General features: G+C 59.2%; 19 protein-coding genes. All 19 read right to left on the bottom strand.

All coding sequences use genetic code 11. The features are described from left to right. Positions 1 to 12: 12 nt before the first annotated feature. A complete protein-coding gene (gene lpxA / locus RWS31_RS06265; RefSeq protein WP_314596786.1) occupies positions 13 to 876 on the bottom strand; it encodes an acyl-ACP--UDP-N-acetylglucosamine O-acyltransferase in 864 nt (287 codons plus the stop codon). A gap of 221 nt (positions 877 to 1,097) precedes the next feature. Beyond that, a complete protein-coding gene (fabZ, locus tag RWS31_RS06260) occupies positions 1,098 to 1,541 on the bottom strand; it encodes a 3-hydroxyacyl-ACP dehydratase FabZ (RefSeq protein ID WP_006190687.1) in 444 nt (147 codons plus the stop codon). A gap of 82 nt (positions 1,542 to 1,623) precedes the next feature. Further along, positions 1,624 to 2,451, bottom strand: a complete 828-nt coding sequence (gene lpxC / locus RWS31_RS06255; RefSeq protein ID WP_314596783.1) for a UDP-3-O-acyl-N-acetylglucosamine deacetylase — start codon at positions 2,449 to 2,451, stop codon at positions 1,624 to 1,626. A gap of 168 nt (positions 2,452 to 2,619) precedes the next feature. Next, a complete protein-coding gene (locus tag RWS31_RS06250; RefSeq protein ID WP_314596782.1) occupies positions 2,620 to 3,111 on the bottom strand; it encodes a dCMP deaminase family protein in 492 nt (163 codons plus the stop codon). Beyond that, positions 3,108 to 4,856 (bottom strand): cache domain-containing protein, encoded by a 1,749-nt coding sequence (locus RWS31_RS06245; RefSeq protein WP_314596781.1) that lies wholly within the window; start codon positions 4,854 to 4,856, stop codon positions 3,108 to 3,110. The genes RWS31_RS06250 and RWS31_RS06245 overlap by 4 nt, the downstream gene beginning before the upstream one ends. A gap of 1 nt (position 4,857) precedes the next feature. Beyond that, positions 4,858 to 5,304: a universal stress protein gene (locus tag RWS31_RS06240; protein ID WP_314596780.1), complete on the bottom strand. Its 447-nt coding sequence runs from the start codon at positions 5,302 to 5,304 to the stop codon at positions 4,858 to 4,860. Positions 5,305 to 5,425: 121 nt separating this feature from the next. Beyond that, the gene (gene fliB / locus RWS31_RS06235) at positions 5,426 to 6,850 is read right to left on the bottom strand and encodes a flagellin lysine-N-methylase (RefSeq protein WP_314596779.1); all 1,425 of its coding nucleotides are present in this window, start codon (positions 6,848 to 6,850) and stop codon (positions 5,426 to 5,428) included. Continuing rightward, a complete protein-coding gene (rfbG, locus tag RWS31_RS06230; protein ID WP_314596778.1) occupies positions 6,847 to 7,935 on the bottom strand; it encodes a CDP-glucose 4,6-dehydratase in 1,089 nt (362 codons plus the stop codon). Before rfbG ends, fliB begins: the two co-directional genes overlap by 4 nt. Positions 7,936 to 7,949: 14 nt before the next feature. Then, complete coding sequence (locus tag RWS31_RS06225) at positions 7,950 to 8,633, bottom strand: glycosyltransferase family protein (RefSeq protein WP_314596776.1); 684 nt, start codon at positions 8,631 to 8,633, stop codon at positions 7,950 to 7,952. Next, entirely contained in the window at positions 8,630 to 9,439 is an 810-nt protein-coding gene (locus tag RWS31_RS06220; protein WP_314596774.1) for a hypothetical protein, read from the bottom strand. Before RWS31_RS06220 ends, RWS31_RS06225 begins: the two co-directional genes overlap by 4 nt. 31 nt (positions 9,440 to 9,470) lie before the next feature. Next, a complete protein-coding gene (locus tag RWS31_RS06215; RefSeq protein WP_314596772.1) occupies positions 9,471 to 10,769 on the bottom strand; it encodes a glycosyltransferase family 9 protein in 1,299 nt (432 codons plus the stop codon). 69 nt (positions 10,770 to 10,838) lie between these two features. Then, positions 10,839 to 12,179, bottom strand: a complete 1,341-nt coding sequence (rfbH, locus tag RWS31_RS06210; protein WP_314596770.1) for a lipopolysaccharide biosynthesis protein RfbH — start codon at positions 12,177 to 12,179, stop codon at positions 10,839 to 10,841. Positions 12,180 to 12,183: 4 nt separating this feature from the next. After that, the gene (locus tag RWS31_RS06205; protein WP_314596768.1) at positions 12,184 to 13,710 is read right to left on the bottom strand and encodes a glycosyltransferase; all 1,527 of its coding nucleotides are present in this window, start codon (positions 13,708 to 13,710) and stop codon (positions 12,184 to 12,186) included. Positions 13,711 to 13,797: 87 nt separating this feature from the next. Continuing rightward, complete coding sequence (aepX, locus tag RWS31_RS06200) at positions 13,798 to 15,096, bottom strand: phosphoenolpyruvate mutase (RefSeq protein ID WP_314596765.1); 1,299 nt, start codon at positions 15,094 to 15,096, stop codon at positions 13,798 to 13,800. Between the two features lie 10 nt (positions 15,097 to 15,106). After that, positions 15,107 to 17,209 (bottom strand): sulfatase-like hydrolase/transferase, encoded by a 2,103-nt coding sequence (locus RWS31_RS06195; RefSeq protein ID WP_314596763.1) that lies wholly within the window; start codon positions 17,207 to 17,209, stop codon positions 15,107 to 15,109. Next, positions 17,209 to 17,934 (bottom strand): phosphocholine cytidylyltransferase family protein, encoded by a 726-nt coding sequence (locus RWS31_RS06190; protein ID WP_314596761.1) that lies wholly within the window; start codon positions 17,932 to 17,934, stop codon positions 17,209 to 17,211. The genes RWS31_RS06195 and RWS31_RS06190 overlap by 1 nt, the downstream gene beginning before the upstream one ends. A gap of 38 nt (positions 17,935 to 17,972) precedes the next feature. Further along, the gene (locus tag RWS31_RS06185) at positions 17,973 to 19,742 is read right to left on the bottom strand and encodes a glycosyltransferase family 2 protein (protein ID WP_314596760.1); all 1,770 of its coding nucleotides are present in this window, start codon (positions 19,740 to 19,742) and stop codon (positions 17,973 to 17,975) included. 30 nt (positions 19,743 to 19,772) lie between these two features. Further along, a complete protein-coding gene (locus tag RWS31_RS06180) occupies positions 19,773 to 21,209 on the bottom strand; it encodes a hypothetical protein (RefSeq protein ID WP_314596758.1) in 1,437 nt (478 codons plus the stop codon). Between the two features lie 22 nt (positions 21,210 to 21,231). Continuing rightward, complete coding sequence (locus tag RWS31_RS06175) at positions 21,232 to 22,101, bottom strand: CDC27 family protein (protein WP_314596757.1); 870 nt, start codon at positions 22,099 to 22,101, stop codon at positions 21,232 to 21,234. Positions 22,102 to 22,155: the final 54 nt, after the last annotated feature.

The following is a 22,155-nucleotide window of genomic DNA, read 5'->3' as shown; positions in this document are numbered from 1 at the left end:
TCCCTCCGATTTCTATTCGTTCTCGCGACGCTCGCGGCAGATGCCGCGATCCACATTGCGCAGGAAGCGCAGGAAATGCTCGACCTCTTCGGACGTATCGACTTCCTGCTCGATGACAGCGATCGCCTGCGCGAGGCTCAAACCCGAGCGGAAGAGGATCTTGTAGGCGCGCTTAATATTTCGCCGCGCCTCAACTGCGATGCCCGCACGCGCGATGCCCACGCTGTTGAGTCCGACGACGCGTGCCGGATGACCGTCGACAATCGTATAGGGCACGCAGTCCTGCACGATCTTCGACATGCCGCCGATCATGACGTTGCGGCCGATCTTCACGAACTGGTGGATGCCGCACATGCCACCCAAGACCGCACGATCCTCGACGATGGCGTGGCCCGCAATCATCGCTGCATTCGACATGATGACATGATTGCCGACGACGCAGTTGTGCGCGACATGCGTGCAAGCCATGAGCAGGCTGTCGCTGCCAATGCGCGTCTCCTCTCCTTCGCCCGTCGCACGGTGGATGCTCGAATACTCGCGGATCGTCGTGCGGTCACCGATGATCGTATAACTCTTTTCGCCCTTGAACTTCAAGTCCTGCGGCTCCGCGCCGACCGAAGCGAATTGGAAGATATGGCTGTCTTTGCCGATGCTCGTCCAACTGTTGATGACGGCATGCGGCTCGATGCGCGTGCCCTCGCCGATCGAGACATTCGCGCCGATGACAGCGTGCGCACCGACCTTGACGTTCTCGGCGAGCGTCACATTCTCTTCAATCACAGCATACGGGCCGATCTCCACGCCCTTCGCCACATGGGCACGAGGGCTTACGACCGCCGATTCGTGGATATATGCCACCACTTTGCTGTCCATCATTTTTTCCACCCCTTATTCCACTCGAAAAGAGCTGACAGGATTTTCAATCTATGCTTTCTATAAGAATCACTGAAACTATGCGCGATTCTTATTCGGATAAAGCGCCATATTGTTATAATCCTGCAAATCCTGTCGTCTTTTGCCTGCGATATTCAGGCAAAATCGGCAATTTTCGGGGGTTGATAAAAGACTGGCACTCATTTTCCTGGTAAATCTGCCCCTTAAGAGAGATTTTCAGCTCTTTGCAGAGCGAAGGTGAAGTCTGCCTTGGCGACGAGCACACCGTCGACGTAGCCGTCAGCATGAAGCTTGCCAAAGTCACCGTGCACCTTCGTGATCTTCGCCTTCGTCACGAGCTGATCGCCAGGCACGACGGGCTTCTTGAACTTCACACCCTCCATGCCGCCGAAGAGTGCGAGCTTGCCGCGGTTCTCCTCGGGATAGAGCATCGTGATGCCACCGACCTGTGCCATGGCCTCCAGAAGGAGCACGCCGGGCATGATCGGTGAGCCGGGAAAATGACCGCGGAAGAAGTCCTCCATCATCGTCACGCACTTGATTCCCGTCGCTGACTCGAACGGCACGAGTTCGATGATGCGATCGACGAGAAGCATCGGCGGGCGATGCGGCAGGATCTTCTGAATTTCATTGATGTCCAAAATCATATAGTTTCGCTCCTTCTTTCCTAATCGAAACCGGCACAAAACGCGCCGGAGTTCACCGCAAGCAGAAACCCCGTCTGCACTTTTATGCCAGAGAGGCACAAATTGCCTTAGCAAGCTGCGCGTTTAGCGCATGGCCCGACTTCACGGCGAGGATATGCCCTCGTACGAAGCCCGCGAGACGCAGATCGCCGATGAGGTCGAGGATCTTGTGGCGCACAAGCTCGTCGGGGAAGCGCAGCTCGTTGAGCCAGCGCTCATCGTTGTAGACGATAACGTTTTCAAGCGTGCCGCCGAGTCCGAGTCCTGCTTTCTTCAGCGCCTCGACCTCGCCTTCATAAGCAATCGTACGCGCAGGGGCGATTTCCTTCTCGTAAGCGTCCTCGCTCATGAGGAAATCCCGGTACTGCGTGCCGACGAGCGCGTGCTCGTTGAGCGACGTAAAACTCACGCGCAAGCCGTCGCCATAGGGAACGGCAACGAGGAAGCGCTCACCGTCGTCGATGCGGTAGACGCGGTCGATGACGATCTCCTGCCGCTCCTTTTCCTGCTGCACCTTCCCCGCTTCTTTCAAAAGAGAGAAGAAGACGAGCGAGGAGCCGTCCGCGACGGGAGGCTCCTCGGCGTCGAGTTCGACAAAGCAGTTGTCGATGCCGAACGCCGCGAGCGCACTCATCAGATGCTCGACCGTGAAGACGCGCACGCCGCCCTCAGAGAGCGTCGTCGCACGCACCGTCGACGTCACATGCGGCGCGGTCGCGCGGATCTTCGGCTCGCCCGCAACATCCTTGCGCACGAAGACGATTCCCGCATCGACGGGCGCCGGCAGGAGCGAGAGATGCACGAGGACGCCGGAATGAAGCCCCACGCCGTCGTAATCGACGCGTCGGGCGATCGTCGTCTGAAAGGGCAATAGAAATCCTCCTCCGCTAGAAAATGCAAAAGCCGGCAATATAAAGTCACAGCTGCCAAATGCAGCCCTCCGTTTCAACGTTCTATTATTGTACCATGAAACCCCAAGAAGTCAAACCCGAAGGGTGCAGACTGATTGGCTAGGTTTCTGGTAAGGGCGACGCACTATTCATCCTTCCTGCTCGTCTTTTGGCAGCGCAAAATTCACGGGCAGCTCTTCGATGTCCGTTTCCAGACGCCGATAGTGGACGCCAGCAGCGGCGAACATGCGCTTCGAGGCGCGTGTGCTGTCGGTCGCCGCGTACTTGTCTGACAGGTAGATGACCTCCTTGATGCCGCTTTGAATGATCGCCTTGCAGCACTCGTTGCACGGAAAGAGCGACGTGTAGATGCGGCAGCCTTTCAAGGATGTGCTCGCGTTCAATATGGCGTTCAGTTCGGCATGCACGACATAAGCATACTTCTTGTCGCCGAACTCGCCCGTGCTGCCCCACGGGAACTCCGCATCGGAGCAGCCGTTGGGCATACCGTTGTAACCGACGCCGACGATGTGCTTGTCCTCGTTGACAATGCAGGCGCCGACCTGCGTGTGCGGATCCTTGCTGCGGTACTTGGAAAAAAGGGCGATGCCCATGAAGTATTCATCCCACGATATGATCATGGCTTTTCCTCCCCTCGCATCTCAGGCGATTCCGCCACGTCGTCTGCGGCATCCGCGTCGCTCGCTTCAGACGTTCCGGCCGTGCCTCCCGCCGCTCCAAGCGTCGGCAGAACCGTACCCAGAAGGGCGCGCAGGCCATCGGCAGCGGCGTGCAGTTCGGCGATCTTCGCTTCCTCGCCCTCCTTGATTGCGAGGAGTTTCCCCGCATCCTGCGCCATCTTCTCATGCAGCGCACGCGCCTCGGCAAGAGCCGGCAGGAATCTTGCCGTCCCGTTTCCGCGTCCTGCCGTGCGCCTTGCCGCCTCCTCCAGGCGCGCCGCCGTATCGGCGAGAGCACGAAGCGCCGTGCGGCTTTCCCGTGCGCCTGCACCGCCCGCCTCGATGGCCTCGGCCGCCTTGGAGACGTCGCCGGCGAGCGCCGTCAGAAGCTCTGCCGCATTTGTGGAAAGCTTGCCCGCATCCTCCGACAGGCGGCGCACCTCGTCGGCAACAGCGGCGAAGCGCCTGCCCGCATCGCCCGCACGCGCCGCCTCGACCGCCGCGTTGAACGCGAGAAGGTTCGTCTGGCTCGCAAGCTCCGCGACTTCAGCGAGCGTATCGCCGATCGCCGCCGCACGTTTTCCCAGATCGCGCGCCATCTCGTCCGCCGCCTTCAACTCCTTCGCGAGCGCGTTCGTGCGCTCTGCCGCATCGTGCGCCGCCCTCCGGTTCTCGCCAAATTGACGGCGCACTTCTTCGGCTTCTTTCTGCGCTTCGTCCGACGCATCTTCGTCCATGCCGTCCGCGGCTTCGGCGAGCACCGAAGCCGCTTTCTCCGCCCGCTCCTTCAATGCCCCCGCTTGTGCGAGAGCCGACTCCATCGCCTGCGCCTGTTCCTGCGCCCCCGCGAGAAGTTTCGTACAAAAGGCGCCCATGCGCGAAAGCGTCTCCGATGGCACGGCCTCGAACGCTGCATCTCTTTGAGGCGTCCCCAATTCCTGCGCGGCAAACGCTTCACCTGCAGGAACATCCGAGACCTCGGGCAAAGGAGCCTGTTCCTCTTCTTTCTGCCCCTGCAGCGGGAGGGCGATGCGCCCGGCATAAGCGAGCAGAAGCCCCAATCCCGTGAGCACGAGCAAGAGCAGCAGCAGCCCCGCCAGAGTCATGGAGTTCGTCAATGCGCCGAGCGAGCGTTCCTCCTCCGCCTCAGGCACGCCGACGAAGATCATGCCGACCGCCTCGCCGTCCGCATCGAAGAGCGTACGATACGAACCGATGGGTCGCCTGCCGCCGAAATCAGAGCGGCCGACATACGGCGTGCAGCCCGTGAGCACGATCCTCGTGACGGCGGCGTCCGCCTTCTGTCCGACAAGTCTCTTGCCGCTCGTCTCATACGTCGAGGATGCGCACTGCTCGCCGACGAAGAGCGCGACGTCCGATCCCGTAACCTCTTTCAAGTGATCGACGAAACTGCCATTGTCGTTGAGCAGTCTTCCTCCCTTGTAGATGCGTCCGTCCTGCACCGTCCAATCGCCGGGATGCGTCGAGTCGATCAGCAAGAGAACGCCGCGCATGTCAGCGTCGACCTTCTCCTTCCAGATCGTCGCGTTCGACGTGCGTGCGCTGTCGTAGGCGTGATAGCCGAGCGCGAGGAACGCTGCGAGAAAAAAGACCGCAAAAAGGACGACGCCGCGCCTCAGTCGCGCTGCGTCATCCTTGCTCTGAAAGAATCGGGAAAGGAAGCTTTTTTTCTTGTCGTTCTGCATATCAGCGAACCACCATGACGGGGCAGTGGACGTGCTGCAGTACATACTGGCTGACGCTGCCCATCAAGAAGCCCGTCAGACGGCCGAGACCGCGGCTGCCCATGACGACGAGGTCGTAGCCTTCATCGTCCGCCGTCTCCACGATGACCTCGGCGGGCGAGCCAAGTTCCACTACACTGTTCGTGCGGATGTCTGCGGGCACCTCTCGCAGGATTTTCGCCAGTTCCTTGTAAGCGCCCTCTTTCAGAGCCGCAGGATCATAACCGTCCATGCTCACGCGCTCGAAGGCCGCGATCTCGGCATTGAGATCGACGACCGAGAGCAGCATGAGCGTCGCCCCCTGCAGCCGCGCGATATGCGCCGCCTGCCGCACGGCCTGCTGCGCCTGCTCCGAACCGTCATAAGGCACGAGAATCCGCCGGATCTCGCTGTCCTTAAAATCCATCATCTTGCTTACCTCCCGGAATTTCCCAAACTCCCATAAGTGTTTTTTTATTTCGCCAACGAAGGGAAAAATTCCTCTTTTTTCTGCGGCTTAGCTGCCAATTTCCCGCACCCTGCTGCGTTGATCAAATAATGTGCTCGCCGTCAAGCAAACTAAGCAAACGCCCGCCGGGCAACAGGCGGGCGATCTCTTCCGCCAACGCATCGATATAACCGTAAAAGTGATTCGTGCGCACGGCAAGCCATTCGACAGCGGCAAGGATGCACTCCTTTGTACGATCATCCTCGTCTTCTGCACTCTCCACGCCATCAAAAGCCGTCCGCACCGCGCTGTGCGGCGCAGACACGCCGCCCCCATCGAGCGAGGCATCCACAAGAAGCAGGAACTCCAGCAGCTTGTAAAGCACGACGAAGACCTCATAGTTTGCCAGAAAGCTCGTGCCTCCTGTCAGAGGGTAGCGTCCGAGCATAAATTCATTGGCGAGCCAGTTTTCCAAAGCATTGCTGTACTTTGAAAGGATGCCCTTCGCATATTGTCTGCGTCGTTCCAAAAAAGCGGCGATGCTGCTTTGCCGAGCCTGCGCCGCGCCCGTATGCGCCGCATCTGCCCGTTCTCCCGCCGCGTCGCCATCCCCTTCGCCGAAGGCTCTGCGAATCCTCGCCAAATATGCCGCCGTTTCGGGCAAATCATCTTCCGTCGCCTTCGCCAGAGCAGGGAAGATCCGCTGGAAGAAGCGCAGATACAGTGCCGCATCGAAGGGATTCGCCGCGAGAAGAGCCAATGCCTCCCCTGCGGCGGCATTGGCGATGGCGACGGCATCCCTTGTCAAATCTTCCGCCGTCCCCTGCTCGACATACGCTTCGGCACGCGCGAGCAGGAGACCGAGCGCCGCGAGACGCGCGTCGAGCGAGAGGCGGCGCTCGGTCAAGAGCGCGATTCCAGCAAGCTGCAGACTGCGGAAGGCCGCCGCCGACAGCGGTGCGCCAAGCGGCGTGCGGTCAACATAAGCGGGGCGCGGTGCGGCGACTTCCACCCACTCGAACGCCAGCGGCTCTTCGGTGAACAAGACTTCCTCTGCCGCCACGGGACAGCTCAGACACAGGGCGCGGTCGAGCGTATCGCCGACCTCGTGCATCTTGCGCGGGTACTCGGCGCAGACATCGGAGATCGCGCCGATACCGAAGCGCCGATGCAGCGAGCAAAGCCCGTCCTCACGCAAAAAAACGCAGCGTCCGTTTTCGTGGCGCATAATCCAGACGCCCGTCGCCTCGCTGCGTTCCAAGCCTTTTTTCAATTCGTGCAGAAGCTCCGGCCGCCCCTCATAGCGCGCCAATGTCGCCGCATCGAGCGCGACGCCCCACTTCGCACAGCAACAGAGCGAGCCGCATCGCTTGCCGTCGCAGACGAAGCGGCGCATGTAAACGGGCTGCAGGCACAGTCGCGGCGCAGCGGCAGGCGCGAAGATGGACGCAGCGCCCCTCCCGTCGCCTTCATCGCTCTCCAGCCCCCGTGCCGAGGCCCTTTTCAAGCACTCATCCTGTCGATTCACGCCTCCGCCTCCTCGAAGTAGGCGGCGATCTGCTCCTCCATGACGTCACCGACGTCCTCGCCCGCCCGCCATGCTTTCGCCCAATCGACGGTACGCGCGATCCCCTCCTCGATGTGCCAGCGCGGCTGCCAGCCGAGACGCGCCTTGATGCGCGAGGAGTCGAGCTTCAGGAAGCCCGCCTCGTGCGGCGCGGCGCACTCCTCCTCAACACGCCACGAAGCACCCTCGCCCCAAGCGCGACAGAAGAGCTCGGCCAGCTCGCCCGTCGTCACGCAGTCGGAGTCCGCCGGCCCGACATTGTAGCTTCCCGCCAATTCTGCTTCGCTTGCTTGCGCGTGCGCGATACGTAAATACGCAGAGAGAGGCTCCAAGACATGCTGATAGGGCCGCGTCGATGTGGGATTCCTGAGGATGACGGCTCGTCCTTCGCTCGCCGCTCGGATACAGTCGGGCACGATGCGCTCGGGCGAGAAGTCTCCGCCGCCGATGACGTTGCCCGCGCGCGCCGTTGAGATGCGCACGCCGCCATCCGCGAAGAAACTCTGGCGGTAACTCGCCGTTACGAGCTCTGAGCAGCTCTTGCTGTTCGAGTACGGGTCGAAACCCATGAGACGCTCGTCCTCGCGGTAGCCCCACTCCCATTCCTTGTTTTCGTAGACCTTGTCCGTCGTCACATTGAGAAAGGAACGGACCGTATCGATCTCCCGCACACATTCGAGGACGTGTGCCGTGCCCATGACGTTCACGGCATACGTCTCGACGGGCGTACGGTAGCTCTCACGCACGAGAGGCTGCGCCGCAAGATGCACGACGATCTCAGGACGAGCCTCACGAAAGGCCGCGCGAAGAGATGCGAGATCGCGCACATCGCCCTCGATCGAGCGCATGGAATCCGCCAGCTTCAGCTTCTCAAAGAGCCGTGCACCGTCCGCCGTCGGCGAAGCGAGCGAAAATCCTGTAAGATGCGCTCCTGCGCCGAGCAGCAGTTTCGAGAGCCATATCCCCTTGAAGCCCGTATGCCCCGTCAAAAGCACGCGTTTGCCGCGATAAAAGGCAAGGTCATCCTGCCGCGTCATTTTCTTCATCTGCGCTCCCCCTCTCAGCCATGCTGCAATTCTTTTCCGTATTCGGCAAGAAAGACCTGCCGCGCCGTCTCCCATGCGTCATCAAGGCGCTTGCGCCCCGTCTCATGGATGCACGGCGGTTTTTCAAAATGCGGAATCATGAGGCGCATGCCGCGCCGCCGATACTCCATGGAAGCCGAAATGTCATAAAAGTGCCAGCCTGTGAAAATATCTTCGCGCCACGGCACATCCGTCCGCGTCGCCAGAACCATGCCGTCGAGTGCCTCCACTTCGATGCCCGCAGATGGTACAGGACGCTGCTCCAACAGATCCATCGCCTCAGGATCGCGGATCTGCCAAACCGAGCCATAGCATTCTTTCGCGTTCCACCATACACCATCGAGCGACATGTGACGGCAGCCTGTGAGACCGATCAGCCCCATCTCCGGTTTTGTATGGAAGCTTTCCAGCAGTCGGAAAATGATTCGCTTTTCCGTCAGCAAGATGTCCTGATGCATGTACACCTTATACTGTGCCGACGATGCCCGCCGCGCCGCCTCATAGCCCGCCGCCATCGACGGTGCGCCGCGCACGGGAACAAGCTCCGCCGAAACGCCCTGCGGCAGATCGAGATGCCTGAGGTAGCGCACGCACTCGGCGTACATCTCCTCATCGTTCACGCATGAGATGAAGGCGATCTTCTTCGCGTCTTCGCTCATCGAAGCAGCCCCTCCTTTCGCAGGATGTCGCACATGGAGTCGGCATCTCCCGCCGTATTCCGGGCAAATTCTTCGAGGTAGCCGCCGTCGATTCTGCTTTCAGAGAGCAAGCGTCGCAGAGCTTCGACGGTTTCCGCCGCTTCAATGCCGTTTTCCAATCTATGCAGCAGACGCGCCAAGAGACAGCGCTCCGCATCGGTGTACCGCGCCTTGAGGCGTGCCGTGCGTGCATCGAGTACGGAAAGCCGCACGACCCACCACGATGTCTCTATCTCCTGGTGTCCGTTCTGCACGCCGCAAGCCTGCATCACCTCCAGCATCTCCGCCGTCCCCTTTTCAATGACCTGACGCACGGCGAAATCCTCGTAGTGCGCAAGCTTAGCAAGGCGCACTAATTCGGGAAAGGAGAAGAGCCGTCCCTGCCCATCGAGCAGAGGATTCGCCCCATAGCGCAAATCGCCCGCAAGCCACGCGCGAAAGACACTCCAATGCCAAGGATTTCGGAACGGTGCAACAAGAGCAGCGCAAGGTGCGAGGAAATCCTGCAGGGATTCCAACAGACTTTCCGGCGCAGACAGTTCCTCGACTCCTGGCGCAAGCACGATCCAGGAAAAGCGACCGTGCCACACGGCGGGCAGCGCCTCCTCCCATGCTGCCGCAGCAAAGGTGCAGTTTGCAAAGTCTTGCTGAAAGCGACTCTGCCACGCCGCGCCCATGCCGATAAGCAGTGCATTTGATGCCATCTTCTCGGAGAAGAATGCTGCCATTTCCGCATAAAGCCTTTCATCGAAGGGCATTTCCATCATGCCGCGCCTCCTTCCCCTCGCCGCCCCTCCGTCACACTTCTTCCGCGACGAAGACCGGCTCTCGTTTTCCCTCTTTCACCCGCTGCAGCAACAGACGATACGCTTCCAGCACTGTCTGCGGCTCGATCGAGGCGATGCAGTGTGCTTCCTCTATATGCTTGCAGCCGTAAGTATCGCGCGGCTCCTCGGCGCAGTCCGCCAAAGCTCTCGCGGGCTGCACGATGACGGAGGTCGTACGATAGGGGTAGTAGCTTCGAGGAATCGCCTTTTCGTCAAGCGGCAGGTCGCTCCCGTAGCAGCAGATTTCCAGTACGGGAAGGCCTACGATCGCCGCCATGTGCAGGAGGCTCGTATCGTTACCGATGTACGCCGAACAGAGCGTGACGACAGAAGCCGTCTCGCGAAAATCAAGCACGCCCGCGAGGGAAAGCGCCCTCTCCTCGCCGAGCGCACGGGCAACTTCCGCCGCTTCCGCCGCATCGTCCCTGCCCCCCAGGAGCAGGAAAAACGCCTCGCTCTCTTCGGCCAAAAGCAGGCGCAAAAACGCTGCGTAGGCGGCGGACGGCCAATGCTTGCGCCGTGTGCTGCCACCCAGACCGACGGCGAAGAGCTTTTGCCCTGCCGAGGGTGCTCCGAGATATGTAAGCTTTTCGCGCACGCCCGCGATGTCCGCCTTCGTCAGCCAAAGCTCCAACGAGCGATCGGGCACGGGCGCGGCGAGAAGCTGGTCGATCACATCGAAGCAAAGATCGGCCATGTGCAGGGAATGCACGGGCTTTTCCAAAGGGCGCGTCAAAAGCGCGGCGCAGTCCTCGCGCAAAAGTCCTCCCTCCGCAAAGTCCCCTATATGACCGATGCGCTCCTTCGCGCCTGCCATATAGGCGAGAAGGTACGCGCTCGCATAGTGCCCAAAGATGAAGGCGAGATCGAAGCGCTGCCTCAAAAGATGCTCCGCCGCATACCCAGCGTGCGCTGCAAAAAGCTCCGACAAGGGGCGCAGCACGGGAAGCTGCTCATTGCCAAGCAGAAAGTCGATGTACGGGCATGGCTCAGCGAGCTTGAAGCCCGGCGGAAAAATCACGAGCGTGATCACCGCCTCAGGATAGAGGCGGCGGATCTCGCGCAGAGCGCCCGAAAAGCATAGGAAGTCGCCGACGCCCGCATCCATGATGACGAGCATCTCTATCTTCTCGCCCGCAGTGCGCGGCGTGCGATACCCCCCCGCCGCAAAGACAGGCTCCATGACGCGCACGAAATCCCGCGCCGGAAAAGGCGCATCGGGCGAAAGACGCTCGCCAAAGACCTCGAATGCCTCAAGTATCGTTTTCATAAAGCCTCCTGCTCTTGCAAGGTGCAAAGCCACTGACGAATCCGCTTCCCTGCCGCGCCGCAATTTCCTCTATCCGTTGAGGACGCTGTGCAGGACCTCCGCCATATAGTCAATCTGCTCTGCCGCCATGCCCGGGTAGACGCCGAGCCAGAAGGTATCGCGCATGATGCGGTCGGTCGCCGAAAGCTCGCCGACGACGCGATAGCCGCTTTTCGCTTCGCGCAGGCGGTCAAAGCACGGATGCTTGACGAGGTTGCCCGCAAAGAGCATGCGCGTCTGTATGCCGTGCGCTTCGAGGGCACGGACGATCGGCTCTCTTTCAACGCCCTCACGGCAGGTCAGGAGGAAGCCAAACCAGCTAGGCTCGCTGTGCGGACACGGCTCGGGCAAGATGAGCTTTTCTTCAATGCCTTGAAGCGCCGCCTTGAGGTGTGCAAAGTTCTTCCGACGCTTTTCAACGAAGGAGGGCAGCTTCTTGAGCTGTGCGCAGCCGACCGCCGCCTGCATATCCGTGACTTTGAGGTTGTAGCCGAAGTGCGAGTAGACGTACTTGTGATCGTAGCCCTTCGGCAGTTCGCCGTACTGTCCGTCGAAACGGTGGCCGCAGAAGCCATCCTCGCCCGGCGGGCATACGCAGTCGCGCCCCCAGTCGCGCAAAGAACGCAGGATGCGAAAGAGCAGAGCGTCCTTCGTATAGACGGCGCCGCCCTCGCCCATCGTCATGTGGTGCGGTGGGTAGAAACTCGACGTGCCGATGTCGCCGACCGTTCCCGTATAGCACTGCTTGCCGTCAATCTCATAGCGCGAGCCGAGCGCGTCGCAATTGTCCTCGACGAGCCAAAGCCCATGCTTTTCGCAAAATGCCTTGACCGCCCGAAGGTCGAACGGGTTGCCGAGCGTGTGCGCGAGCATGACGGCACGCGTCTTGGGCGACAGCGCCTCTTCAAGCCGCGTGACATCGATGTTGTACTGCGGGATCGTCACATCGATGAAGACGGGCACGGCGCCGTACTGGATGATCGGCGCGACCGTCGTCGGGAAGCCCGCCGCGACCGTAATGACCTCATCACCCGGACGCACGGCGCGCTCGCCGAGGAGTGGCGAAGTCAGCGCCATGAAAGCCAGCAAGTTCGCCGCAGAACCAGAATTGACGGCGAGCGCGTGGCGCGTGCCGAGGAATGCGGCCAGCCCCTTCTCGAACTGTGCAGCATAGCGTCCCGCCGTCAGCCAAAATTCCAGGGAACTGTCGACGAGGGCTTCCATCTCCTCATGATCGTAGACGCGCCCCGCGTAGGGGATGCGTGCCCCCTTCGTCCAGGGCGCAGGCCTGTGATATTCGTCGGCGTACTCGCGCACAAGCGCGAGGATCTTGTCGTGAAGTTCCTGCTTCTTCGCTTCTATTTCCTTCATCTCGTCATCTCCTCCGCGCACGCAGAACCATCTCGATGAGATCCGCCTGCTCAAACATTTTCTTGCGCCGCATACCGTTCTCCCGCGCCGCGCGCTCACGCAGGAGCTGTGCCCAGGCGTGTGCGCCTTCAATCTGAACGGCTAGATCTGCGCCCTCCTGCCCTTCATGCTTGCGAAAATAGCTGAGCGTATCAACAATATAGAGGAGATCTCCCTCCTCCAAGAGCCGCAGCCAGCACTCGACGTCAGGCAATACACTCGGAGGTTCCCTGCGCAATATCTCATGCACGATTTCCTTCATCCTGCGTGGCAGCAAGACCGTCGTGAACTCCCCGATGAAGTTCGCCTGCTTCTCCAAGAGGCCGTAAATTGCCAACTCACCCGGAATACGCGATGTTTCCTCGACAGGCAGCGGATCGACAGTAGGATCGTCGACAAAGTTCCCCTCCTCGTCAATAACGCGGCGATGCGAGGTCACAAAGGCAATACCGTCTTCCATGCTCAGCGCATCCGCCATGCGCTCGATCTTCTCGGGCGCATAGAGGTCATCATCGAAAAGGTAGGCAAGATACTCGCCGTTTGCTCTTTCCAGCGGGCGCAGCCAATTCTGACGCAGGGAAAGGCTCGAATCATGTACATAGTGTATGCGCGCATCATCGGCATACGTCCGCATAAGTTCTTCCGTACGATCATCGCTGCTGTTGTCGCTGATGATGATCTCAATGTGGCGATACGTCTGCGCGAGCGCGCTTTCCAGCGCGAGCTTGAAGAACTCCGGCCGCTCATGCGTTGGGATGAGTATGCTCACGAGCGGCAGCGCCTCCGTCGCATACTCTTCGAGGAAGGCTCGCCTTCCCGCCTCATCGGCAGGAAAACTTTCGCCAAGGAACTCCACGAGCGGCTCATCCTGACCGAGCACGGCCGAGCGTAGCCCTTGGCGACGAAACTCCAAACACTGCGCCGCATCGAAGAACGCCCCGCCATGAAAGAGATCCTCGCGCCACGGCAAATCGACCTGCGTCGCCATTAGGAAGCCGTCGACGGCAAGCACGTTCTCCATCTCGCCGAGCACCCGCCCCCAGGACACCGTGCGTGCGTCTTCAGCAAGGCGCAGCGATCCGATGCGCCTCGTCGAATGAAAGGCGATGCCGTCAGGCGGCAGGAGCTTCGTGCCTGAGATACCAAGTACGCCGAGATCGACGTGCGTTTCAAAGAGGTGGACGATGCGCACCAAGAGATGCGAATCCAAGATGCGCACGCGCTCGTCGAGATAGATCTTGTACTTCGCGGCACTCGCTTCCATAGCCTGTCCGTATGCCGCTGCCATGCCAGCCTTGCCCTCGACTTCGACGAGCTCCATCGTGAAGCCTGCCGGCTGCTCCAATAGGCGAATCGACATCAAGAGGTCCTGAGGAAGTTCCTCTCCTTGGCGTGCGACAATGACGGCGATCTTCTTCGCGTCCTGCACGACTTCGTTCTGAGGCTGGATTTTCTGCTCCTTCATCGCCTCTTCCCACTTTTCTTTATTCATCCATGCACGCTCCGTCCTTTCACCCATTCATCGCCCACAGCCTGCTTTCGTACGTTAGCCGCCTGCGTCTTCGTCTATTCAAAACAACTAGACATCGTCGATCAGGCGGATGATGTCCTTGAAAGGCATAAGATCCGCATCCGCCTCAAGAGCACGATGGTGCTTCAAGATGGACATTGCTGTGCGCTCCATCGCGGGAAAGGCGCTGCGCGTCAGTTGGTTCGCATAGATGACGATGTTCACGCCATGCGCGGCAAGCTCCGCCTCTGTCACCGCGCTGTAAGATGTCGGAACAGCGACGAGCGGCACAGCCGGATGCGTCTTGCGGAAAGCATCGGCAAAGGCGAATACCTCGTCCGGCTCCTTCTTGCGCGAGTGGATCATGATGCCGTCCGCCCCCGCCGCCACATAGGCGGAAGCGCGTTCCAAGGCGTCTGCCAGTCCCTTTTCAAGAATCAGGCTCTCGATGCGTGCGATGATCATGAAATCATCCGTTCGCTGCGCCTCCTTGCCCGCCCGAATCTTCGCCGCGAAGTGCTCGATCGTATCCTGCTGCTGTTCGACCTCCGTGCCGAAGAGCGAGTTCTTCTTGAGGCCGATCTTATCTTCCAGTATGACAGCGGAAACGCCCATGCGTTCCAACGTGTGTACATGATAGACGAAGTGCTCTGTGAGTCCGCCCGTATCGGCGTCGAGGATGATGGGTTTCGTCGTGACGTCCATGACATCATCGATCGTGCGGATGCGCGACGACATGTCGACAAGCTCGATGTCGGGCTTGCCCTTCGCCGTCGAGTCACAGAGGCTAGAAATCCAAAGAGCATCGAACTGATCGAGACCGCCCTCATGCTCGACGACGGTTTTTTCTGCGAGAAGTCCCGTAAGCCCGTCGTGCACCTCGATCGTCTTGACAATCGGTACGATCTCCAAGAGACGGCGCAGACGCCGTCGCCGAAACTCCGGCATGACAAGCCGCTCTTTCACGCGCTCGTCAATCTTCTTGACATCCGGATTCCATGTGTATGGCACCTCGATGAGTGTACCGCCCGTCTTCTTGAGATTGGCCAGCACGTTCTCGCGAATTGCAGACATCGGACCGCCGCGCCAGTTGTCTCCGTGCACGACGAAGTCAGGTCTCAGAGATGCAATGACCGCATCGTACATGATGGCGTCCTGCACGATGACGCGTTCGACCTCCGGCTCGGCCTCCAAAAGCGCGATGCGCTCTTCAAGTGATATGGAGGGAAAGCGATTGTAGCGCACCATCTCGCGATCAGAAAGGACGCCCGCAATGACCGTGCCGTGCTTCTTGGCTTCACGCAGGATGTTTCGATGCCCTTCGTGAATCACATCCGTGCAGAAGCAGGCGTAAGCAATATTTCCCATAGATTCCTCCTCATGCGTGCCATGATTCCTTCACTTTTTCCATGAAGTGCTCTGGCCATTCATGCCCCTCTGTATTAAATGAGCGTGTATGGTCATCGAGCAAAGAAAGAAAATAACGGTAAAGCGCCTCATCTTCCACCTGCTCATGACCTTCGCGCGTATAAATCTCGATGGCTGCTCCCGCAAGATTGACGGTGCCTTCCGGTGTCACGGGAAAAACGCTTTCCATGCGGCATTCATGCAGTTTGGTGCGTATGCTTACGCGATACGGCTGCCCGGGAAACTGCGTGCTGGAAACCACATATTCACGCTCCTTACCGCCCAAGACTTTCGGCAGATTGCCGTCGATGGACGCGCTGGGCGAGAATCCCAGGCTGTGCGCCACAATCGGATAAAAATCGAGTCCGCTCACGAGTTCCGCACAACGCCCGATCTTTGGAATTCCCGCGCCGCGCAGCATCAATGCAGCGCAGGCCTGGTTTTCGCTCGTCGGATAAGGCTCCTTCTCGTAAACGGGAACCCCGTGATCGGAATAGAGATGAACCACATACTCCTCCGGCGCAAAGCGGCTCTCCAGATACGAAAAAAACTCCCCTAGGATCCGATCCACCCGACGTATCCCCTCTCGATTGGCATGGGAATAAATGGCGCGTTCCGAGAGAAATACACTCGTTTTTTCGCCTTCCGCCCCCAGTAAACGCTCTTCCAGCGGCAGATGCGTCTGCGTCGCAAGAGGCAGGGCATCCATCAATATGGAGCGCGTATGCGTATCGGAAAAATGCAGGAATACATACTGATCGCATTCATCAAATGCTTCGATCTGGCGGATCGCCCTTTCCACAGCCTCGGCAGACGACAGGTGATTCGGGTTGACGATGAGCCGATGGAAGCCGCGCGTGACACCGTTGTAAACGCCCTCCGAGGCTCCCATGACGTTGACGCAGTAGTACCCGAGCTCCGCCGCGCCTTCCGAGAGCGTCTTGATTCCACTATCGATCTCCCCGCCGAAACAGTTATCAAACACCTGCAAGCGGTGCATGTAAAGGCCCGTTTCCATTGCAGCCAACGATGGGTATGTATATTCTGCAGCAGCATAGTGATTGTCGAATATGATTCCCGAGGAGAAAAATTGCATGAGATTGGGCACCGCCCTGTAGCCTTCCCTTTTGATCTCACCCCAGCTAAGGGCGTCGACAAGGATATTGAGCACTAGGCGATGACGACGTGGGCTATGCCCTAAGCGAATCGGCTGCCCCAGAATCCACGGCTCCTTGGAAGAGATTTTTATCTCCTTATCCACGCGAAAGAACGAAAACGATTTGTACGCCAGAGGCACGCTTCCCGCTTGCATAGCTCCTGCAAACTCTGCCTCCTGCCCTGCGGACAGGCCGGCTACAGGCAAGAGCCATGTGTCTTTTCCCGTCGAAAAAGTGATTTCCTGTACCTTTTTCGCCCGCATGAGATCAAAAACAAACTCTGCCCCCTGGTGCGCGGCAAACTCCGGATCGTCCTTCATCCTTTCGAGAAGCCAACCCTTTTCGTTCAGCGGTTCTTCAGCAATATAGGCGCCCGCCCAATACGGCCATTCCTCCGAATGGAAAAGCGTGGGCAGGAATTCCCCCGCAAAGGATCCCGCACGATAGGAAAGGACGCCATCCTCCCAAACAGCTCGCGCCGTAAGCAGTGGCGCGTAAAGCGGCGCGCTCATAGCGCGCGAAAGCACGCTCAGAAACTGCTCCAATTCATCATGCGACAGTGAAAGATGCATCGGGCGCTGGTAGAAGCAGCGAGCCATACCGCTGTAAACAACGACCTCACGCACATCACCCCGCCGCGAGCAGCACGCGATAAGGCTCTCCCATACAGGAAGGGACATGCGCCTCTTTTTTTCTGCTTCCCTCACCTGTTCCATGGCGATATCAAAATATCCCTCGCTCATGGCACAAAAAGCAAGAAACAGCGACGTTTTCTCCGATAGCGGATACATCTGACGATACTGCTCAACAAGATCAAAAAAGGCCTCATCGTACATGCCGTCGCGACTCTTCTGCAGCAGAGCCTGAAAAACTTCCGCTCCCCTTGCGTTTCCCGGCGGAAATGCGCGCGTAGCCATCACTTCTCCTCCATTTCCCCGTACTTCCGCCTCAACGTCTCCAACTCCTCAACCGTATCGATTTCCTGCACATCCTTCTCGCTGCAGGCACGCACACGGACGCAGAAATCCTCGATGTCGGCCGAGAGAGCCGCCTCGTCCCAATAGCGTTCAGACCCGCCAGGCATCTCATAGAGTCTTTGCAAAGACTCGGAGAGTTTCCTGCCATCCTTCGGCGTCCAATAGGATATGCCGACCATCTTCCAGCACTCCTTACCGCCAACCGCCATGCGACGGATGACGCCCTCCTCATCGGGGAAGAAGCACCAGTCATCCGTCTCTTCGACGGGAATCGCCAGATAGTTCGTCCCTGGCTGCTCACGGCAAAGGAGCGCGGGATTTTGCAGAAAGAGATCGCCCTCGACGATCATCGCGTTCTCGACAAGATCTCCCACGGCGAGCAACGATGCGATGTTGTTCGCCTCGTGCCAGTGCGGGTTATCGATGAAGCGGATCATTGGGTACTCCTCCTTGAGAGCCTCAAACTTCTCGCTCAAGTAGCCGCGCACGATGCAGATCTCAGGGTAATCCGCCGCCACAAGCGCCGAGAGCAGAGTGTCGATGATGCGGCGCTCGCCGACGCGCACCAAGGGCTTCGGCGTCTCATCGGTCAAGGGACGCATCCTCTCGCCGCGCCCCGCCGCAAGGACGATGGCGCGCTCAGCGATGTACGGCGCTTTTTGCATAATCTCGGTCATCCTCCTTTGCCTTCGGGAACAGCGCCTCATTCGGGAAGAGCCGCAAAAAGTTCCTCAAACACGCGGCGCGCACACGCAAAGTCTGCTCTGCTACAAAGAGCTTCGCGCGAAAAGATATCCTGCGCTTGCTGCGCCAGAGCCTCCCTAGCGCTCTTTCGTGCCGTCATGTCAACCTCGCCGTCGCACGAAAGGAGCAATGCCGCCCATTCCGCCGGATGCCATAAAATCTCGCCTGCGTCCTGCATTCCGCGGGCGAGCAAAGGAATCTCGAAGACACCGGCACGGAAATCCGCCCGCGTTTGGAAGAGCAGGACAAACGCTGCCAGAGGGAAGAAGCGTCCCTGGAAGAACGCCGGTTCCAACCACGCGCACTCGTCCAGCACGCTGCGGCGCAGCAGTGTACCCGACAGCCCCCCTGCGGGCGAACGTCCTTCCGAGAGCACGAAACTGCGATGCCATGCGCCAGAGGCGACGATGCAGTGCGACTGCCTCATGCGGAAGGCGAAGCGCTCCAACGCATCATTCTCTTCATTCGCCGCTTCTTCTGGATCGGCAATTACGAAATCAAGTTCATCGTCAAGTTCCAAAGTCGTCACCATCCGCACGACCTTCTCAGCAAGAAGCCGGTCGCCGGGGACGATCCATTGAACGTATGCTCCGCGCACCGTGCTGGAAAGCCGTGCGCCCCATCCCGAAGAGACGGCGGGAACAATTCCATGCGGCGCTCCCAAAGCCTCCAGAGATTCCTGCAGGCGCGCTTCATCGCCTACGAAATCAAGCGCAACGACTTCGATATGCGGATACGTCTGTGCTGCAGCGCTTTCCAAAGAACGCTGCCATAAAGAAAAGTTCCCAAGATACGGCACGACAATGCTCACGAGCCTCCGGCGCGCAAGCACACGCTCCTCGGCAAAATCCTGCGCGAGCTGCTCAGATAGACGCATCAGGCTCTGCAGTGGAGAGAATGCCGCACCTTTTGTATAGCGCAGTTCAATCTGTCCCTGCGGCAAGACCAATCCCTGCACTGCCTCGCTTTCCTCCGGCGAAAGTGCGACGGGCGGCACTCTGCCCTCGAATACCGTGTCGAAGTGCTCCTTCCAATAATAGCAGCGCGCCGTGTGCACGGAATACTTCGCCGCATTGCCAATCCAGCCGTTCAGGACCTTGACCGCCGTATGCAGGGTGCCGCGCCATTGGAAATGCGCGAAGTGCAGGAAGCTGATGGGGAGCGCAGGCGCCGGCACGCGCTCCTCTCCTTCCATGCGGTAGAGATAGTGCGTGCCCTGCGCCAACAACGGATACGAACGTGCAGCCTCGCGCCCAACGATCGCCTTTTGTACCGGCTCATGCCGCTTCTTTCGCCGCAACGGGCGCGAGAGCAGGAATCTTCCTGTATCTTCTTCCGGTTTTTCCAACTCGTACATCCAATGCCATGCGCAGAATGTCACATCGGTGCGCAGATGCGAGAGGACAGCACGGCAAGGTTTCGCCGCGTCCTGTGTTACGAGAAACTCATCGGCATCAACAGGAACGACGATGTCGGCATCATACTCGTCAAACGCCCTGTGCATCAGAGCCGTCATAATCTCGTCATGGCGAAGTTCCGCCGCCTCGTAGCGCTCAATGCAAAGGGGCAGTCCTTCCTCTTGAAGTGCGTGCAGGACATCTCCCGTGCCGTCCGTCGCCGCATGGTCGACCACGAGCATCTCATCCGCATACGTCAGCGTGTGACGCACGAAGCTTTCGATGATGTCAGCACAGTCCGCGACCAGGGATATAGCGATAATCTTGTTCATTCCCTCGCATCTCCTCCTACGGTGCTTTCCCTATTGCAGCCATGCCCGCCACGCTTCTTCATAGAGCGCCTCAACCTCGCGCGCATAGCCAGCGCCATCCATCAAAGGCGACGCCTCCATACGCACACGCAAAGTCTCGTGCAGCGCAGTCAGAAGTTCCGTATCACGAGCGAGCGACACGGCCTTCGCCGCATACTCCTCAGGCGTCGCTGCCGCAAGCTCCGAAAGCCCTGCAGCCGACAAAAGACTCAGGCCAAAGCGCGAGCCGAAGCGCCTGCCATAGCGCGTGACGACAGGCACGCCCATGTAGAGCGCGTCGCATGTCGTGCCGCCACCTGGATACGGGTAGGTGTCGAGCGCAATATCGATGTCGAGATACTGCGCGAGGTAATCGCTCGACGCACGCCGAAATTCGACCATTCCCTCGGCGAATCCCGCACGCTTCGCCATGCGGCGCATGCGGCGCTCCTGCACCTCGCTGTCTGCCGTATTCTTGAGCACGAGGCGTGCGCCCGTCACACGCTCTACAATCTCACGCCAAAGAAGAAGCTGCTCGTGCGTAATCTTGTAAAAGTTATTAAAGCTGCCGAACACCGGCGCCGCGTGTCGCTCGCGCCGCTTCGTCACATACTGCACCGAGGACGGCGGCATGTAACAGAGCAGGGAGTGATCGTGCAAACGCAGCGTTTTTTCGAGGAAAAGCTCTTCGTTGTCTGCCGTAGCCGAAAAGCGGTCGGCAAGCACATAATCGATCGCAGGCAGTCCCGTCGTATCGAACCAGCCGATCGCCGTCACCTGCACGGGAGCGGGGCGATGGGCGAGAGCGGCGAGAGTTTCTCCGCCCGCTGCATGACCGGAAAGATCGACGAGGATGTCTATCTCGTCCGCGTGGATGCACGCCGCCTGCTCCGCTGCAGGCAAAGACGACACATCTCGCCAGACATCCGCGAGAGAGCGCATCTGCTCCGTCACGCTGTCACCTGCGCCGCGCGTGTCATAGCAGTAGACCTCAAAGCGCTCCTTCGTCCGATGAACAAGAAGCGGCATGATGAAGAAAGCATTGATCTGCATGGCGAAATCCGGCGAAATATATCCGATGCGCAATCTCTCATGGCGGTGAAGCAGCGCATCGTGCGCATATTGCCTCACGCCCTCAAAAAGCGCCGCAAAGCCGCAGTGTTCACGAAAAAGCCGGGCATCTTCCACACCCGGCAAGTAGTGAAGTGCAAAGAGATAATTGCTGTACGCCATGCGATGTTCTTCCGGCAGAGCACCGCCCGACGAGCATGCTGCACGGTACGCCTCGACGACTCCGTGTGCATCGCCCAAGGCGGTGTAGGCAGATGCTTTCGCCGCCGCCAGTTCGAAGGCGGCACGCGGCGAAAGAGGCGCTCGCGCCAAGCGGCGCAGCGCCTCAAGCGCGACTCCTCCCCTGCCTTCAGCAAGGAGGGCACGAACGCTTGTCATCGCCTCCGCAAAAGAATGCGCCTCAGCCACGGACAGCGACCAGAAGGCCAAAGTCGGGCACTTTCATCCTAGCAGCAAGTTCCAGCGCTGCATCGCGCTCTCCAAGGGCAGCGAGTGTATATCCCATGTTTTTGAGCGTCATCTCATCGTGCGCATCGAGACCAAGCGCTTGCTTTAAGAGATGCTTCGCTGCAGTGAAAGAACCTGCGAGGAAGAACCCCCCTGCGAACGAATTCAAAAGACGCACCTTCTCCGAAAGCGCGACATCCTTCCCAAGAATTTCCTGCGTCAAGCGCATAGCCTCATTCTCATCATCCGCCGCACTTTGCTGCACAGGCTGCTTCTGCTGCGCCAACGGCATTTCGATGCGCTGCACCTGCTGTGCCAACGGCTGAAATGCCTCCGTCTGCTTCTCCGATGCCGCATGATCGAGCTGCAGGAAATGCGCGATGGCGGGATAACCTGCACGGATCTCATCTTCCTTCGTCGCAACATAGTAATCGAGCACCTCGGAAAGGTCTTCCTTATCTTCTGTCGAAAGGGATGCCGCATAATTTTTCAGCACGAATTCGAAGATGGCAAGACCGTCCGACGTGCGCTCTTCCAAGAGGCAGATGCGAGCGAGCAGGATGCGCGCCCTAACGTGATGCGGCACAAGACTCAGCGTGTTATCTACCCACTGTGTTGCGCGTTCATAGTCACCGCTCATGAAGTAGCTGTACGCTGCATCATAAAAGGCGTCGGCATCCTTAATCCCCTTTTCAATCATCGCCGCGACCGTGCCAAGCGCCTTTGCGTACTCTTCATCTGCCATCTGCGCGGCAAGCTTGCGCTTCATCTCATCTGCCGAGATCACCGTTCCCTGCGAATTTCTCGTATTCCAATTTGACAAGATATATTCCTCCTAGATTTCCTTTACGTCCATTATATCATACGTCTCTATATC

Source organism: uncultured Selenomonas sp. (genome assembly GCF_963528755.1).
Classification (GTDB): Bacteria; Bacillota; Negativicutes; order Selenomonadales; family Selenomonadaceae; genus Selenomonas.
This window is presented reverse-complemented; position numbering and strand designations above follow the sequence as displayed.